Below are 16,799 nucleotides of genomic sequence, written 5' to 3'. Positions count from 1 at the left end.
CCCCGGCCGGCTGGGCGTCGCCGGCCGAGGCACCCGCCGGGGGCTCCGCACCGGCGGCGGGCCGGCCGGTCCGGGTGACCCTGGTGACCGGCGACCGGGTCACCGCCCTGGTCGGCACCGACGGCGGGGTGTCGCTGGTCGCCGTACAGCCCGGGCCCGGACGCGAGGACGTGACCTTCACCCAGCGCTCCGGCGCCCCGGGCACGCTCACCCTGCTCCCCGCGGACGCCGTCGAGCCGCTGAGCACCGGGCGGCTGGACCCGCGGCTGTTCGACGTCGCCGGGCTGATCGCCCAGGGCTACGACGACGCGGGCACCGCCGAGCTGCCGCTGATCCTCGGCTCGGACCGACCCGGTGCCAAGGGGTTCGCCGCCGCCGCGCCGCCGGCCGGGGCCACCGTCGTACGCACGCTGGAGAGCGTGCACGGCGTGGCCCTGCGCGCCCCGAAGGCCCGCACGGGCGAGCTCTGGCAGCAGCTCGCCCGGCCCGGCGCCGGGCTCGCCGCGAGCGGGGTGGACAAGGTCTGGCTGGACGGCAAGGTGACCGCCGCGCTCGACCGGTCGACCGCGCAGATCGGCGCCCCGCAGGCCTGGTCGTCCGGCTGGACCGGCAAGGGCGTCAAGGTCGCGGTGCTGGACAGCGGCATCGACCGCGGGCACCCCGACGTGGCCGGCTCCCTCGGCGAGAGCTCCGACTTCACCCTCGCCGACCCGGCCCGCGAAGGCCCCACCCCAGTGGCCTCCGACGCGGACGGCCACGGCACGCACGTCGCCTCGATCGTGGCGGGCACCGGCTCCGCCTCCGACGGCCGGTTCAGGGGCGTCGCCCCCGAGGCCCGGCTGCTGGTCGGCAAGGTGCTGGACGACGAGGGCAACGGCCAGGAGTCCTGGGCGCTCCAGGGCATGGAGTGGGCCGCGGCCCGCGCGCCGATCGTCAACACCAGCTTCACCGGCGCCGCCACCGACGGCACCGACCCGCTGGCCCAGGCCGTCAACACGCTCTCCGCCCGCTACGGCACGCTCTTCGTCGCCGCGGCCGGCAACAGCGGCCGGCCCGGCACCGTCGGCACCCCCGGCTCGGCGGACGCCGCGCTGACCGTGGGTGCCGTCGACCGCGACGGCTCGCTGGCCGGCCTCTCCAGCCAGGGCCCTCGCACCGGCGACCACGCCGTCAAGCCGGACCTCACGGCACCCGGCATCGGCATCGTCGCCGCCCGCGCCGCCGGGACGGACGGCCAGAACCCGGTCGGCGACCGGTACACGGCCATCTCCGGCACCTCGATGGCGGCCCCGCACGTCGCCGGAGCCGCCGCCCTGCTCCTCCAGCAGCACCCGGACTGGAAGGGGCCGCAGCTCAAGGCCACGCTCGTGTCCTCCGCCGCCCCGCTGGCCGGGCGCGGCGCGTACGAGCAGGGCGCCGGGCGGGTCGACGTCGCCCGGGCCACCACCCAGGACGTGTACGCGACCGCCGAGGGCACCGGGATCCGCCTGGACGACGCGTCCGACGCGGCCCCGACCAGCCGGACCGTCACGTACCACAACGCCGGCGGCACGCCTGTCACCCTGGACCTGGCCGCCCGGTCCACCGGGCCGGCCGGCGGGTTCACCGTCGCCCCCGCCCGGCTGACCGTCCCGGCCGGCGCCAGCGCACCGGCCACCGTGACCGTGGACCCGGCCCGGATCGCCGCGGGCACCTCGCTGACCGGCCGGGTGACCGCGACCGGCCCCGGCGGCACCGCCGTCACCACCCCGTACGCGCTCACCCGCGAGGCCGTCCGGCACGACGTCACCGTCACCGCGGTCGACCGCGACGGCGCTCCGGTGGGACCGGGCACCTGGATGACCCAGTCGATGATCGGCCTGGTCAACCTGGACACCCGGGAGTCCTTCCCGCTCCGGTTCACCGGCGGCACCGCCACCGCCCGGGTACCCGAGGGCCGCTACAACCTCGGCGGCAAGCTGATCACCCCCGGTGCCGGGACCGCAAGCCCGACGTCCACCCTGTTCCTCCAGCCCGAGCTGGAGCTGCGCGGCGACACCAGGATCGCCGTCGACGCCCGGCAGGGCAGGCAGCTGACCGTCACGGTGCCCGGCCGCGCCACCACCGGCTGGTCACTCTCCGCGGCCTACTGCTACCGCACCGGCGGCGACGAGGGGTGCGCCGACTCCTTCGCGGCCATCGGCCGGCCCGGCAACCTGTACGTCATCCCAGGCGGCCGACCCGGCGCCGGCCGGCTGGACTTCACGGCGCAGAGCGTCCAGAACGGCCCGCAGCAGCAGAACGGACGGCTGCCGGACCGCTATGACCTGCTGGTGCACACCACCGGCGGGCTCCCGGACCCGGCCTTCACCGTCGACCCCGGCGAGCTGGCCACCCTCAACACCCGCTACTTCGCCCAGGCCCCCGGCACGGCGGGCGACTTCAGCAGCTTCGCGGAGGCCGGCGGCGTCGGCGGCCTCAGCATCGCGGAGCCGAACTTCGCGCTGCCGGCCGTCCGCACCGAGTACTTCACCGTCAAGGACCAGCGCCGCGAGACGACCTTCGGCCAGAACGCCGGGCCCGGCGGCGAGATGGTCCCCTCCACGGTGAGCCAGAGCGGTGCCCTGCGCTGCGCGGCCGGCGAGACCTGTGCCGAGCGCTGGAACGCCGCCGTCATCGGACCCGGCCTCGCCCCCGGCCAGGGCGGCGCGGCCACCATGGCCCGCACCAGCGACGGCTTCCTCACGCTGGCACCGCAGCTGTTCAGCGACGCCTCACCCGGCCACATCGGCTCACCGTGGACGCGGCGGCTGGACGACACCGTCCGGATCGACCTGGAGCGGGACGGCAAGCGGATCGGCAGCAGCGCACGGGAGTCCGCCGACTTCGCCGTGCCGGCTGGCGACGCCACCTACCGGCTGACCGCGAAGGCCACCCGGTCCGAACCGTGGGCCGCGCTGTCCGGCACCGTCGAGGCGGTCTGGACCTTCCGCTCGGGAGCTGTCGCACCGGGCCCCGGCGGCACCCCGCGCAGCACCCCTCTGCCGATCGACGTGGTTCGTTTCACCGCCCCGGTCAACCCAGACAACCAGGTGCCGCGCAAGCAGCACACGCTGCTCGCCGCCGTGGAGCGGCAGAGCGGCGCGCCCGCCGCGACCGTCGCCAGCCTGGAGGTCCAGGTCTCCTTCGACGACGGCGCCAACTGGCGCAACGCCCCGGTGCAGCCGGGCGACAGCGGCTACCGGGTCACCGTCGACCCGCCGGCCGGGACGGGCGGCTTCGTCTCGCTCAGGGCCGTGGCCCGGGATGCCGACGGCGGCTCCGTCGAGCAGACCGCGCTCCGCGCCTACCGGCTGACACCGTGAAGCGGGCTCGGTGGCCCGGGGGTCTCCCCGGCCGGCTCTCCGAAACCGCTACCCGGACCGATCCCTGAGGAACGACCCCTAAGGGCGTAGACACACGCGCCGACGGGCATGGCAAGGTCACAGTGCAGCGCCACCAGCCGTGAGAAGGTACCAAGCATGAGTGCAGTGAAGTTCATCCTCAATGTCATCTGGTTGATTTTCTGCGGCATTTGGATGGCTCTTGCCTACGTGCTCGCCGGAATCATCTGCTGTGTACTGATCATCACCATCCCGTTCGGTATCGCCTCGTTCCGGATCGCCGGCTTCATACTGTGGCCGTTCGGCAGGACGACCGTCGAGCGGCCGGACGCCGGGCCGGCGTCGTGCGTCGGGAACGTGATCTGGCTGGTCTTCGCCGGGTGGTGGCTGGCGATCGGGCACCTGGTCACCAGCATCCCGCTGTTCCTGTCGATTATCGGCATCCCCTTCGGGTGGGCCAACCTGAAGATGATCCCGATCTCGCTGATGCCGCTCGGCCGCGAGATCGTCTCCACGGACCGGGAGTGGGGCGCGCGGTAACCGGGACACGGACCTCGACGGCCGGCGACGGGCAGCAGCCCGCGCCGGCCGTTCGCGTGCGCGGGCGAATCACGGATAGCCCGGCGCCGTGGTCGCGGTGCGTCACAGGCCTTGAGCAGCGGGCCGCACTCTGAAAGGCTGATGACCCGCAGTGATCGCGCCCGACAGGTCCTGCGTGAGAAGGCCGAGGGGAAGGGGCCAGTATCAACGGGGCTACAGACGGCCGGAGCGTGCAGACAGCCGTGCTCGGCCACCCAGGATCGGACACCCCGATCATCCTCCCGCCTGACTACGATGACTTCGACCGGTTTCGCCGGGTGCACCGGAGCGACAGTTTTTGGTGCGGAGTGGAACTCGGCGGCTGCGGGAAGCAGCTGGCTGGCAAGCGCTACCTGGACCGAGTGTGCCACTTCGCCCACTTCCCCGGCCCGGACGGGATTCCCAACATCTGCCAACGTCGCCACGCGGGCGTCGGCAGCGCCGATCATCTCTACGCCAAACAGAACCTGGCCGCATGGCTCAAGGCAGAGGGCATTCCCGTTTCCGCATCACTCATCGGGAAACCGGGCACCAAGGACAGCGCGGTGGAGTTCTCCGGCGAGGAGACAAAGCATCTGGTCAGGGCGCAGCTGGGAAGCATCAGCGTGGACTCGTGGCGGTTGACGTCCGAGGGGCTCTCATCCGGCGGAAACCAAGTCGAATGGCTATTCGGTATGGCGGCTGCGGCGGCCGCCTACGAGGACATGGACCGGCGCGGATACACCCTGCGGATCAAGTTCGAGACTGTGGGGACGGCCCGCGAGATCCAGGTCGGCACCCAGTACTCCAGCACGGAGATCGACTGGGCAGACCTCTCCCGCTGTCGGGCAAGCAAGAGCGGGATATCCACCCCCTTCACTACCCGACTACCAAAGAAGAAGGTCGCCCCGGTCACGCTCAACCCAACCCCACCGGTCCGACCGAGCCCCGTGCCGAAGCAACACCAAGCCTTGCCCGGCCCCGGAGCAGCCCTCGATCTCGAAGCGATGGCCGTCAAGGTTCGGCAAGCCCTGGCCGCCGCCACCCGAGGTGGCTACACACTCACGTGGGACCATCTCGCAAAGCGCGTAGGCGTGTCCGTCTCCTCGCTGTCGGAATCCGACCGACGGCAGATCCTGACCATTGTGGATCGTGCTGGCCCGAATGGAGCCGCGATATTCTCTGCGGCCCTGGCTGAGGACAAGACGAAGAAGTACCAGGGCTTGAAGACGGATTTCTTTCAAGCAAAGGACCTTGGACACATCGCACGCGCGATCGAGATTTCCGAGTCTCTTGGATCACTGCATTCGCAGCTACCGCTCGACATACGTAGGGCGCACACGACTGACATCGAGCAGATCCGGGCCTGGGCGCGTGAACAACGCGGTCATGTCGCCGAGAGCGAGCTGATTTCCTTGCTGCGCGAGCTCGGCCGACAGCGTGCTCGCGTCAATACTCTCAGTCTTGCCGAAGCGATGGAGCGAGCGGCGGCCCTGATAGGCGAACTGACAACGCCTCCGCCTGCAGTCGTCCAGGCTGTACTGCCCTACTGGCAGGCCGCCCTAGCGGAAGCCCGTCGAACGGAGGCGTCGGGTACTGGTTCAGCGAGCAGCACAGTGGATCTCGAGACCTATCTCACCGGCTCCGACCTAAATCCTGTCATCGTCGAGCTGGGACAGCGCCTCGCCAAGGCGCGGGTGACAGAGAACCGCGAGGACACGGAACGTGTGTGCCGTGAGGTTGACCTGTTCCTGGCGGTCCGCCCGCCGGGGGCCTCCGCTGGTCTGAGGAAAATGCGTCGGCTGGCCGGCGTGTGGCTGACGGCACATTAGGGCTGTGTCGGCCGCCAGCGTTTACGCTGGGCAAGACCGATTCATCGTCAGACAGGCGCAGAGCGATGGAACTGCGCTGGTGCCGAGCGCCCGAACGCCGTGCCGACGTCCTTCGCCCGGCAACATCATCTGGTTGTTCTTCGTCGGCTGCTGGCTGGTGATCGATCAGCTGCTCACCGACATCCTGCGGGGTCGTGCGAAGCGACCGTTAGTAGCCTGACGAATGCTGATGGTCGGCGAGAATTGGGAAGCCCGCCGACCATCGCTACCAGCGCAGATATTATCAGCACCAGACAAAGTGGACGATAATCCTGGCGCACCCGAAAACGGCCATCTCAACGAACGACCTATATAGCTCACGATAGATAAACCCGAGCAGCCAAGTTATTGCATCGCGGACCAGCATTTCTAGGTCAGTTCAGCGGCGGCGTTCGGGAGGCCAGGACGCAGAGATTAGCCCTTGATAAACCGCTTGGATGCGGCTAGCGCCTCTCCCGTAGTTAGCTTGCGCAGGTCCTCTCCATCTCGGACGAAGTAGTCACCATTGTAGCCGGAGAGCTCCCTCTGTGCCGGAATCCGAATCACGACATAGGATCTTCCACTGTAAGCAACGGTGTCAATATTTGCTAGGACGTCACCTTTGAGCTCCGTCTCCAACGGCGAATCCTGGAACTGCTTGATGATTAGACGCTGATATTCCGGCATTTCCAAGGAAAGCGCTTCACACTCCCGATCCACACCTACAAGGTATTGCCTGCCAATTTTCAGCAGGCTCCTCGAATCGAGTTCCTGGATCCGTTGCGCATCACTTTCACTGTCGGCCACGCCTAGCACAATATAACCATCGCCCTCAGGGCCGATGTTCGCGATTGCCGACGCGATCTTTGGGAGCTTCTCCAGCATTTTTCGATTTATCGCCCGCCGGGTGGACAGCGAAGCGATCCCCTGCTTGAACTCATATCGGCCGCTTTCGACAGGGGCCCTTCTAATCAGATTCGGGAATTCGATCTCCATCGCCGGCCCATGAGTCAATGGACCCTTCTGGGACTCCGTGAAGTACTTCTCCACTAGCCCTCGGACAATGTCAATATTGTCCTGCCTCTGCTTCTCGGTGGTCGTATTTCTACTGGGCGTAAGTTTGGCAGAGACCTTCCTCAGAGCCTCAAAAGCTCCCTCATTATCAGACAATTGACGCCCCCTTCTGATCATAAGATCATAGAACGCCATGAAGACCGCATAGAACGGAGTCTTCGCCGACGTAAAGGTGCTCGTACTGACATGGGATCGGAATGCCCCCACCACGCCCGGTCGCATCGACTCAACAATAGCTTTTAGGGCACCCAGCACAATCTTTACGTCATCTGCAAGCTTATCTGTTCCGTAAGCGTGGAGATCGATCGCCAGCGAGGAACTCTCCGGCGTGGACAAGTCAAAGTATTTATCAAGGACATCAGAACTGACGCTGAAGGTATTTCCACGCACAACAGAAATACAGATATCGGCAAGGAGTTGCTCATCCTCGCTCTGCTGCAGCTGGCGTGGGCTCAGGATCCCAAGACTGCACCAGAATGTCTCTTCCGCGGAGATCCCGTAACCCAACCGCTCCCGAGCAGAATCGATCGAAACGACCGGCATTTTCGTGAGTGGGAGAATATCTGGAGATCCATCGTAACGAAATTCAGACGCCAGCCTGCGCAGCATTGCCACAAAATCGCTCACAACACCGGCTTGCCGCTTCTCCTGGGCGCTCAGCTGGCGCCCACCAGAATTAATTCTCCGAAAGACTTCCGTAACCTTTGCTTCTTCACCCGAGTCGAAGATCGTTACCGCCAGTTGATAGTCAAGAAGATCAGCACACTCGCCCGCGCTAATCAGCCCCGGCATCCCCGGCTCCCGATCGAAGCCGCCCGACTCGGCCAGCTGCCGCGCCCGAGAAAATTCGTTCAGATCAAAAAATCGACGAGCATCCCCGGAGCCGGGAATTCCATACCGCTGCTCAATGAATCCAAAAATCGCATCCAGGCGCTGCATTCCATCGATGATCTCATACTTCTGATCGGGGGCTTCGGCCAGCAAAAACAATGGAATCGGGAATCCGCGAAGTATACTGTCGATCAGATGCATCTTCTCATTTACGCCCCACACCAGCTTACGCTGGTAGTTTCGATTTACCACCAGCTTCTCGCTGCGATAAATATTATAGGCTTCCTGGATCGACATTCCTCGCGGCGTGATCGACACCAAATCCCCTTAGCATTTTGCAGGACAGCGGCCCGGTATGAACGGGCAAGCTTGTGGGCTGGATACTAAGGCAGGTTCAATCGGCCTGTCCGGCACTTCCGAAAGTTCGTCGGGGCTCCTCGCGTACTGCCGGTCACAGTCCGCCTGAGTGGCTCAAGCCCCGGGCCACTGGTTTAGGGGCCGTACGACAGCTCCCAGAACCGTGCGATGAGTCCGACCCGCCCGAACAGGTAGCCTGTGTGTCTATCGAGTGGATGTCCAGGCGCCCGAGCTTCTCGCGCAGTTGACGTTCGTGCTGGCCAAGCCAGCGTCTGTGTGACGCCGGGCCGGCGTCGTGCGTCGGGAACGTGATCTGGCTGGTCTTCGCCGGGTGGTGGCTGGCGATCGGGCACCTGGTCACCAGCATCCCGCTGTTCCTGTCGATTATCGGCATCCCCTTCGGGTGGGCCAACCTGAAGATGATCCCGATCTCGCTGATGCCGCTCGGCCGCGAGATCGTCTCCACGGACCGGGAGTGGGGCGCGCGGTAACCGGGACACGGACCTCGACGGCCGGCGACGGGCAGCAGCCCGCGCCGGCCGTCCGCGTTCGCCGGGGGGGGTGGCAGGGGGGCGGGCGTCAGCGGCCGAGGCGGGATTCCAGGGCGCGCAGGTCCGCGGTGAGGGCGGACCGCACGGGGCGGGACATCAGCGGGCCGGCCAGGCGGAGGCCGCCGCGGACCCGGATGCGGGCGAAGGTGCCGGTCCGGGTGGGCTCGAAGGTGTAGGTGACGCGCATGGGCATCGGCCCGGCGACGGAGACCATGTCGAGCACCGTCGGCGGGTCGTGGCGCGACACGCGCAGCACGTACGAGAAGGACCGGCCCAGGAAGTGCGCGGTCCGGGTGACCTCGGCGCCCGCGCCGAAGCCGCCGGTGTCGGCCTCCCGGGTGAGGGTGGCGCTGCGGATGCCCCGGGTCCACTCGGAGTCGTGGCGCCAGTCCATCGCGTAGGCGGCGACCGTGGCGGGCGGGAGGGGGATCAGGCGTTCCACTGTGACGTCGAGCATGATCACACTCTCCCGCCGGGCGGGCCGGCGCGCTCCCCGGACTCGCCCGGGCGGAGGCGCGCCCCCGGTCAGAGCCCCAGGATCCGCTGGGCCTGCGCCCGCATCTCGACCTTGCGGATCTTCCCGGTGACCGTCATCGGGAACTCCTCGACCACGTGCACGTAGCGCGGGATCTTGACGTGGGCGAGCCGGCCGGCGCAGTACCCGCGGACGGCCTCGGCGGTGAGCGGCTCGGCGCCCTCCCGCATCCGGATCCAGGCCATCAGCTCCTCGCCGTACTTGGCGTCGGGGACGCCGATGACCTGGACGTCGAGGATGTCCGGGTGGGTGTGGAGGAACTCCTCGATCTCCCGCGGGTAGAGGTTCTCGCCGCCGCGGATCACCATGTCCTTGATCCGGCCGGTGATGGCGAGGTAGCCGTCCCCGTCCATCACCGCGAGGTCCCCGGTGTGCATCCAGCGGGCGGCGTCGACGGCCTCGGCGGTGCGCTCGGGCTCGCCCCAGTAGCCGAGCATGACGGAGTAGCCGCGGGTGCAGAGCTCGCCGGGTTCGCCGCGCGGGACGGTACGGCCGGTGGCCGGGTCGACCACCTTGACCTCCAGGTGCGGGCCGACCCGGCCCACCGTGGCGACCCTCCGCTCGACCGGGTCGTCGACCCGGGTCTGGGTGGAGACCGGCGAGGTCTCGGTCATGCCGTAGCAGATGGAGACCTGCGCCATGCCCATCCGCCCGATGACCTCCTTCATCACCTCGCTCGGGCAGGGCGAGCCGGCCATGATGCCGGTGCGCAGGCTGCCGAGGTCGTAGCGGTCGAAGTCCGGGTCGGCCAGCTCGGCGATGAACATGGTCGGCACGCCGTACAGCGAGGTGCAGCGCTCGGCGGCGACGGCGGCCAGGGTGGCGCCGGGCTCGAAGGAGGGGGCGGGGATGACCATGCAGGCGCCGTGCGAGGTGGCGGCGAGATTGCCCATCACCATGCCGAAGCAGTGGTAGAACGGCACCGGGACGCAGATCCGGTCCTGCTCGGTGTAGGCGAGCAACTCCCCGACGAAGTACCCGTTGTTGAGGATGTTGTGGTGGGAGAGCGTCGCGCCCTTGGGGAAGCCGGTCGTCCCGGAGGTGTACTGGATGTTGATCGGGTCGTCGGGGGCCAACTCGCCCTGCCGTTCGGCGAGTCGGGCCGGGTCGGCGCGCCGTCCGGCGGCGGTCACGGCGTCCCAGTCGGGGCCGCCGAGCAGCAGGACGTGCTCCAACTCCGGACAGCGGGGCCGCACTTCAGAGATCATCCCGGCGTAGTCGGAGGTCTTGAAGCGCTCGGCGGCGACCAGCAGCCGGATGCCGGCCTGGTTCAGCACGTACTCCAACTCGTGGGCGCGGTAGGCCGGGTTGACCGTGACCAGGATCGCGCCGAGCTTGGCGGTGGCGTACTGGGTGAGCGTCCACTCGGCGCAGTTGGGGGCCCAGATGCCGACCCGGTCGCCCTTGGCGATCCCGAGTTCCAGCAGGCCGAGCGCCAGGGCGTCGACGTCGGCGGCGAGTTCGGCGTACGTCCAACGGCGGGCGGTGGCCCGGTCGACCAGGGCGTCGCGCCCGGGGAAGGCGCGCACCGCGCGGTCGAGGTTCTCCCCGATGGTGTCGCCGAGCAGCGGGACGTCCGAGGCGCCGGAGGCGTAGCTGCGGGGGGTCGGCGTGGTCGGCACGGGCGGGCTCCCTGGGGACGGCGGTGCGGGACGGGGTCCATGGTCGCGGGCGCCGGCCCCGCGCCGCCACCCCCGAACGGGGGTACGGACACGGCGCTGGGGCCGCCCGTCACGGTCGACGGACGGCCCCAGCGCGCGGGGTCACTTGTTGATGCAGGTGTTGCCGAACGCCGGGTTGAGGAGCCCGATGATGTCGATCGAGTTCCCGCAGACGTTGGCCTCCAGGTTGATCGGGACCTGGATCACGTTGCCGGACAGGATGCCGGGCGAACCGATGGCGGCCCCGTTGGCGGTGGCGTCGCCGGCGGACGCGGTGCCGGCCCCGACGAGGACCGTCACCGCGGCGAGGGCGGTGGCGGCGAAGGTGGTACGCATACGCATTGCGTCACTCCTTGTGAGCAGAGCGGGTCGAAGTGTGACGATCACACCTCGCCCACGATCACAAGGGATGCGCTCCTCCGCACGCCGGATTCGCCCGTCTAGGGCGTGTCGCCCTCCCGACCCACCGGCTCCCCGCCCTCGGGACCGGCGCCACCGAGCGATTCCAGCAGGTCCCGGGCCGGACGAAGCCCTGGCTCGGCCGCGACCGCGCGGTGCAGCAGCCCGAGGGCGAGCGGCCCCTCCCCGGCCGCCAGGGCCTCCAGTGCGCGGTTGTAGTCGATCCGTCCGGCGTAACGCAGCCGGAACAGCACGGACAGGTCCTCCCCGCAGGACGGGCAGCGCAGGGTCACCGGGTCCGCCGGAACCCTGCACAGCGGACACGGCACCGGCGGGGCCCCAAGGGCCGCGACAGCGCCCCCGGCGCCCGGGACGGACACGGCGTCCACGGCGTCCACGGCGCTCATCGCGGCCCCGCCTCCTCCGGCCGGACCGGGCCGAGCGACTCCTGGGCCGGCTCGCTGCCCAGCTCCCGCTGCGCCTGCGCGTACAGGGCCAGCAGGTTCGACATGTGGGTGTTCACGTCCGCCATGTTGGGCGCCTCCACGGCCTCGTCCAGGCCGCGCAGCTCGGCCATGATCAGCTGGGCCAGGGCGGGCGAGACCATGCTCTGGGTCACGTAGATGTTGCACATGGTCAGCATCCGCATGGTGTGCCCGAGCGAGTCGCACAGCTCGTCCGCCTTGCGGGCCGAGCGCACCGCGCCGTCCCAGTCGGCGGCCTCCCGGCGCAGCCGCAGCTCGGCGGCCACCGACCGCAACCGGTCCAGGTCGCTCGGGTCGAGGAGCTTCTCGCAGTAGTGGATGAACAGGCTCAGGTACGCCTCCGAGCCGCGCACCCAGCGCTGGGCCTTGAGCTGCTGCTGGGCCCGCTCCAGCGCCGCGTCCACCGACTGGCCGCGGGTCTGCCCGGCCGCCAGGTCGTCCAGGGTGTCCATCAGCCGCTGCGCCTCGCGCATCTCGGCCTCGGTCAACTCGCCGCCCCAGCGGTCGGTGAAGGACTCGATCTGCCGCTGCTGCTCCTCGACCTGCACCTTCAGCTCCGGGTCGAGGGTGACCCGCTCCAGCTTGACGGTCTTCTCGGCGCCGCCCTGGATCCGCACCGACAGCGTGATGGTGCGGTCCCGGTCGAGGCCGAAGGCGACCTCCACCGGGGTGCGGCCGCCCAGGCCCTCGGGCAGCCGCAGGGTGAGGTGGCCGATCAGCTCGTTCTGCTGGGCGATCTCGTGCTCGCCCTCGTAGACCGCGACCTCCAGCCGCTGCCGGCCGCTGCCGGAGACCACGAACTCCCGGCTGACCGGCGAACTCGTCGGGTAGCTGGTGTTCTTGGGGATGATGACGGCGAGGCGGCCGTCGTTCAGCTCGATGCCGAGGTTCTTCGGGGTGATGTCGAACGGGTTGGTGACCTGCGCCAGTTCGCCGCAGCCCGGGCAGACCTCGCAGCCCGGCGGGTTGACCACGCCGCAGGAGGCGCAGCGCAGGCCGACGTCCTCGGCGGCGGCGGTGGCCACCCTGGTGTGGCCCGGGGCCGCCGAGTTGAGCGGCTCGCCGCACAGCTCGCAGGCGGTGACGCCGGGGGCGGCCGGGGTGCCGCAGCGCGGGCAGTTGCCGCCGTGCACCACGGCGGTGGCCCGGGTGGCCTGCCGCGGGACCGTCCCGCCGCCGCCCGAACCGTCCAGCTCCTGCTCGCACTTGGGGCAGGAGGCCGCCCCGGCGTCGACCGGGAGGTGACAGGTCGGGCAGGAGACCCGGTCGCCGCCGAGCAGGCCGGCGGCGCAGTTGGCGCAGTTGGAGGCGGACAGGTCGCCGGGGGCCCGGCACTCGGGGCACTCCACCTCACCGACCAGCGCGGACTGCACGGCCGCGCCGAGCGCCACGCACTGCATCGGGTTGACGCCGCGCCGGATCCGGCGGGGGCCGAAGACCTCGCCGAGCCGGCGGGCGACCAGCGGGATCGCGGTCGAGCCGCCGACCAGCACCACCTCGTCGATGTCCCCGACGGTCAGGTTGGCCTGCATGATGGCCTTGTGGGTCAGCTCGATGGTGCGCTCGATCCGGGCCTCGATCAGCTCCTCGAAGCGGGCCCGCTCGAACTCCGTCTCCAGCACCAGCTGTCCGGCGCCCAGGCCCGGCAGGATGACCTCGGAGGACTCCTGGTGGGAGAGCTCGATCTTGATGGTCTCGGCGGTCGCGGCGATCTTCGGACGGTCGCGCAGGTCGGGCTGGTACTCCGCGCCGTACTCCTCGCGGATGTCCTCCAGCAGCGCGGTGGTGATCCCCCGGTCGAAGTCGTCGCCGCCGAGCAGGTTGTCGCCCTCGATGCCGAGCACCGAGACCGAGCCGGGCACCAGCAGCAGGATGGAGATGTCGAAGGTGCCGCCGCCGAGGTCGTAGACCAGGACGGTCTTCCCCTCCTCGCCCGCCTCGGAGGTGATGCCGTAGGCGAGGGCGGCTGCGGTCGGCTCGTTGATGATCCGCAGTACGTGCAGGCCGGCCATCCGGCCCGCCTCCTGGGTGGCCGCGACCTGCCGCTCGCCGAAGTACGCGGGGACGGTGATGACGGCGCGGTGGAAGGGCTCGCCGAAGCGCTGCTCGGCGTCCTCCTTGAGGCGGTGCAGGATGATCGCGGAGATCTCGATCGGGGTGTACGAGCGGCCGTTGAACCAGACGTTGACGTCGCCGTCGGTGCCCGCGGTGACCTTGTAGTCCACCTCCTTCAGGGCCGCCTGGACCTGCGGGTCCTTGAACTTGCGGCCCATGAAGCGCTTGACCGAGCGGATCACGTTGGCGCCGTCGACGGCGATCCGGCTGCGCGCGGTGGAACCCACCAGCAGCTCGCCCTTGCGGCCGCTGCCGACCACGGAGGGCGTCGCCTCCTGGTTCTGCCGGTTGAAGATGATCTCCGGCTCGCCCCGGCGCAGGTGGGCGACCACGGAGTTGGTGGTGCCCAGGTCGATGCCGAGTGTGCGGTACATGTCGTTCCCCTCTTGCCCCTCGTGGTCCTGGCTACTTCTTGCGCTTCATCTGCCTGGCCTGCTCGGCCACGGCCTTGGCCCGGCGGCGGGCCCGGGGCGGGGCCGCCTTGGGCTGGGCCCGGGTGACCGGCGCGGCGGCTTCGGGTGCGTCGTCCGCCTCGGGTGCCTCGGGTGTCTCGGGCTTGACGGTCTCGGCGGCTTCCGTTGCCTCGAAGGCTTCGACGGTCTCGACGGTCTCGGCGGCCCCGGTGGCCCCGGCGGCCCCGGGCGCCTCCGGCTCGGCGACCGCAGGCTCCGGGTACGGGTCCGGGTGCGGCTCCGACTCCGGTGCGGCGACCACCACTTGGGCCCGGCGCAGCACCTCGTCCCCCCAGAAGAACCCGGTCACCACCGTCCGTACCACCGTCTCCGGCGCCACCCCGGACCGGGCCTCGGTGCCCACGATCTCGGTCAGGTCCGGGTCGGCCGTCATGCCCTCCAGCCGCATCGGCCGCACCCTGGCCTTGGCGAGCTGCCCGAGCAGCCGGCGCCGGGTGGCCTCCAGGCCGGCGCCGCGCCCGAGCGCCACCAGCTCGCGGTCCAGGCCGAGGGCGGCGAGCGCGTCGTCCACCTCGACCAGGATGCCCAGCAGTTCGCGCTGCTCGGCCCGGGCTTCCTGCTTCTGCTCCGTCAGCTTGCTCCCCAGCAGGGACGCCCGGAAGAGCAGTCGGCCGAACGCCTGCTCCAGGTCGACGTCCTCGACGCCGGGCGGGATCTCCAGCGGCCGGTGGCCACCGGCCGGGGCTTCGGCGGGTGCGTCGGCAGGGGCGGCGGCGGGCGCGTCGGTGGGTGCGTCGGTCATTCTGGGACCTCGATCTGCGGCAGCACGGACAGGTCCGCCGCGTAGCGGGCGGGGACGGGCGGTTCGGGGTCGGCGCCGCCGGGGGCGGGCTCGGTGAAGTCGGCGGCCAGCTCGGCCCGGTGGAGGGCGGGCAGGGCGGCGGGCGGCAGCGGCGGGCGCTCGATCACCAGCAGCGGCTCGACGAGTGCGGGGGCGAGCAGCTCGGCGGCCTGGTCGACCGGCTCCGGCGGGAGGGGCCGCTGGAGGTCCGCCTCCAGGCGCCGGTCCGGGTTGCGCAGCAGCGCGGCGGCCTCCTGGATCTGCTGCCGGGTGTACCGGCCGGCCCGCATCGCCGGTCCGACGGCGAGGTTGATCTCGCGCACGCCGGCCGTGAGCGGGATGCCCAGGACCTCGTACGGCGACGGTTCGTGCAGTGGCATGGCGGGAGGTCTCTCTCCTCACGGTGGCGGTGGCGGTTCGGTCGGCGGTTCGGGTGACGGCCCGGGGCGACGGGGATCGGCCTGCGGTCTTCGGCGTACGGTCCAGGACGCTCCCGACTGCCGTGCGGTTGCCGTCAGTAGAGCGACCTGATCCGCATCTGCATGGCGTGCAGCTCAGGGTCGTCCGGGCTGTACTCGACGGCCGTGCGGGCCAGCTCCTTGGCCTCGCGCAGTTTCCGGGCGTTGGCCTGCTGGACGGCGAACGAGCCGTAGACGATGCCGAGTTCGCGGCACAGCTTGTCGGTGTCCTCCTGGGTGCCGGACAGTTCGAGCGCCTCCTCCAGCAGCTTGATCGCCGCCCGGTAGCGGCGGGCCTCGTAGTGGCTGATGGCCTTGCCGCGCCAGAGGCTGACCATCAGGCGGCGGATGTCGGTCGAGTCGTCGTAGGACCTGGCCTTCTCGAGCATCGCGGCCTGGTCCGCGAACGGCTTGTCCTGCATCGCGTCCACCACGTGGTTGGCGATCAGCACCGAGACCAGGCGCGGGGCCTCGTGCTCGACCCCGCCCTCCCACTCCGGGTCGGCGCGCAGCGCCTCGGCCATCCACGCGACGGCGCGCCGGTGGTCGTCGGCGAAGGCCGCCGAGCGGGCGAGCTGGCGCAGGACGAAGATCAGGCCGATCCGGTGGTCGGGGTCGGGGTTGAGTTCGACGAGCGCCCGCCAGGCGCCGGCGGCCTCCTCCAGTTCCGCGTCGGTGGCGTCGGGGTGGCTGAGCTGGCCGGCCCGGTTGCCGAGGGCGGCCTCCAGGAAGTGCCGGGCGGTCGGGTCGCCGGGGACCAGCTCCAGGCTCTTCTCCAGCAGCCCGAGGGCGCGGGAGTAGTCCTTGTCCTCGTTGTTGATCTTGCGCGCCCACTGGGCGTAGGTGGCGCCGAGGTCGCCCCGCACCTCGGGGTCGTCGGGGGCCAACGCCAGGGCCTTCTCCAGGAGTTCGGCGGCTCCGGCCTGGTCGTCCAGGCTGTTCTTGAGCAGCGCGCGGGCGGCCCGGACCCCGGACTCGGCGGCGATCGCGGCGGCGTCGGCGGGCAGCCTGGCGCCGGGGACGGCCCGGGCGCGGGAGAGGCTGTCCAGGGCCTCGCGCCAGTCCTGGTTGCGGTGGTGCTCGCGGGCCTGGCTGACCAGGGACTCGCCGAGCAGTTCCTGCCAGTCCTCGCCGCGCCGCTGCTCGGGCACCGCGTCCAGGGCGGCGACGGCGGCGGCCTGCCGGCCCTGGAGCTGCAGGTAGCGCTGCGGGCCGAGTTCGCCGAACAGGCCGAGGGCCCGGGTGGGAGCGGGCGCGTCGGGGCCGGACGGGCGCTGCCGCCAGGGCCGGACGGCCTGCTCGAAGGCCT

The 16,799-nt window shown here is 70.1% G+C and carries 12 protein-coding genes and 1 pseudogene; 4 read left to right on the top strand and 9 right to left on the bottom strand.

Going from position 1 to position 16,799, the window contains the following annotated elements; all coding sequences use genetic code 11:
- From AE652_RS28830 to AE652_RS28820, 3 genes are all read left to right on the top strand, one after another.
- On the top strand, window positions 1-3,344 hold a 3,344-nt coding region (locus tag AE652_RS28830), incomplete at its 5' end, for a S8 family serine peptidase (protein WP_049656733.1).
- Between the two features lie 156 nt (window positions 3,345-3,500).
- Window positions 3,501-3,902 carry a YccF domain-containing protein gene (locus tag AE652_RS28825; RefSeq protein WP_049656731.1) on the top strand — a complete coding sequence of 134 codons (402 nt, stop codon included), beginning with the start codon at window positions 3,501-3,503 and terminating at the stop codon, window positions 3,900-3,902.
- Between the two features lie 230 nt (window positions 3,903-4,132).
- On the top strand, window positions 4,133-5,752 hold the full coding sequence (locus tag AE652_RS28820) for a hypothetical protein (RefSeq protein ID WP_159028578.1): 1,620 nt from the start codon (window positions 4,133-4,135) through the stop codon (window positions 5,750-5,752).
- A 453-nt stretch (window positions 5,753-6,205) separates the two neighbouring features.
- Here AE652_RS28820 and AE652_RS43535 read toward each other — a convergent pair whose 3' ends face one another.
- A complete protein-coding gene (locus AE652_RS43535) occupies window positions 6,206-7,993 on the bottom strand; it encodes a DUF262 domain-containing protein (protein ID WP_063780301.1) in 1,788 nt (595 codons plus the stop codon).
- Window positions 7,994-8,310: 317 nt separating this feature from the next.
- Between AE652_RS43535 and AE652_RS28810 the strand changes: the two are divergent.
- A pseudogene (locus AE652_RS28810) lies at window positions 8,311-8,523 on the top strand (YccF domain-containing protein); the annotation flags it as partial.
- Between the two features lie 88 nt (window positions 8,524-8,611).
- Here AE652_RS28810 and AE652_RS28805 read toward each other — a convergent pair.
- From AE652_RS28805 to AE652_RS28770, 8 genes are all read right to left on the bottom strand, one after another.
- On the bottom strand, window positions 8,612-9,043 hold the full coding sequence (locus AE652_RS28805; RefSeq protein WP_049656735.1) for an SRPBCC family protein: 432 nt from the start codon (window positions 9,041-9,043) through the stop codon (window positions 8,612-8,614).
- Between the two features lie 65 nt (window positions 9,044-9,108).
- A complete protein-coding gene (locus tag AE652_RS28800; RefSeq protein ID WP_049656725.1) occupies window positions 9,109-10,740 on the bottom strand; it encodes an AMP-binding protein in 1,632 nt (543 codons plus the stop codon).
- 141 nt (window positions 10,741-10,881) lie between these two features.
- On the bottom strand, window positions 10,882-11,121 hold the full coding sequence (locus AE652_RS28795) for a chaplin (RefSeq protein WP_082346034.1): 240 nt from the start codon (window positions 11,119-11,121) through the stop codon (window positions 10,882-10,884).
- A 98-nt stretch (window positions 11,122-11,219) separates the two neighbouring features.
- On the bottom strand, window positions 11,220-11,585 hold the full coding sequence (locus AE652_RS28790) for a hypothetical protein (protein ID WP_049656723.1): 366 nt from the start codon (window positions 11,583-11,585) through the stop codon (window positions 11,220-11,222).
- Window positions 11,582-14,152, bottom strand: a complete 2,571-nt coding sequence (locus AE652_RS28785) for an Hsp70 family protein (protein ID WP_049656721.1) — start codon at window positions 14,150-14,152, stop codon at window positions 11,582-11,584. The genes AE652_RS28790 and AE652_RS28785 overlap by 4 nt, the downstream gene beginning before the upstream one ends.
- 31 nt (window positions 14,153-14,183) lie before the next feature.
- Window positions 14,184-14,993, bottom strand: coding sequence for a nucleotide exchange factor GrpE (locus tag AE652_RS45420; RefSeq protein ID WP_049656719.1), 810 nt, complete (start codon window positions 14,991-14,993; stop codon window positions 14,184-14,186).
- The gene (locus tag AE652_RS45415) at window positions 14,990-15,412 is read right to left on the bottom strand and encodes a hypothetical protein (RefSeq protein WP_049656716.1); all 423 of its coding nucleotides are present in this window, start codon (window positions 15,410-15,412) and stop codon (window positions 14,990-14,992) included. The genes AE652_RS45420 and AE652_RS45415 overlap by 4 nt, the downstream gene beginning before the upstream one ends.
- Window positions 15,413-15,546: 134 nt before the next feature.
- Window positions 15,547-16,799, bottom strand: a 1,253-nt coding sequence (locus tag AE652_RS28770; protein ID WP_049656713.1) for a hypothetical protein, incomplete at its 5' end; no start/stop codon positions are given.

Source organism: Kitasatospora sp. MY 5-36, from assembly GCF_001182915.1.
Lineage (GTDB): Bacteria > Actinomycetota > Actinomycetes > Streptomycetales > Streptomycetaceae > Kitasatospora.
The sequence above is the reverse complement of the archived record's forward strand: the minus strand, read 5'-3'. Positions and strand labels throughout refer to the sequence as shown.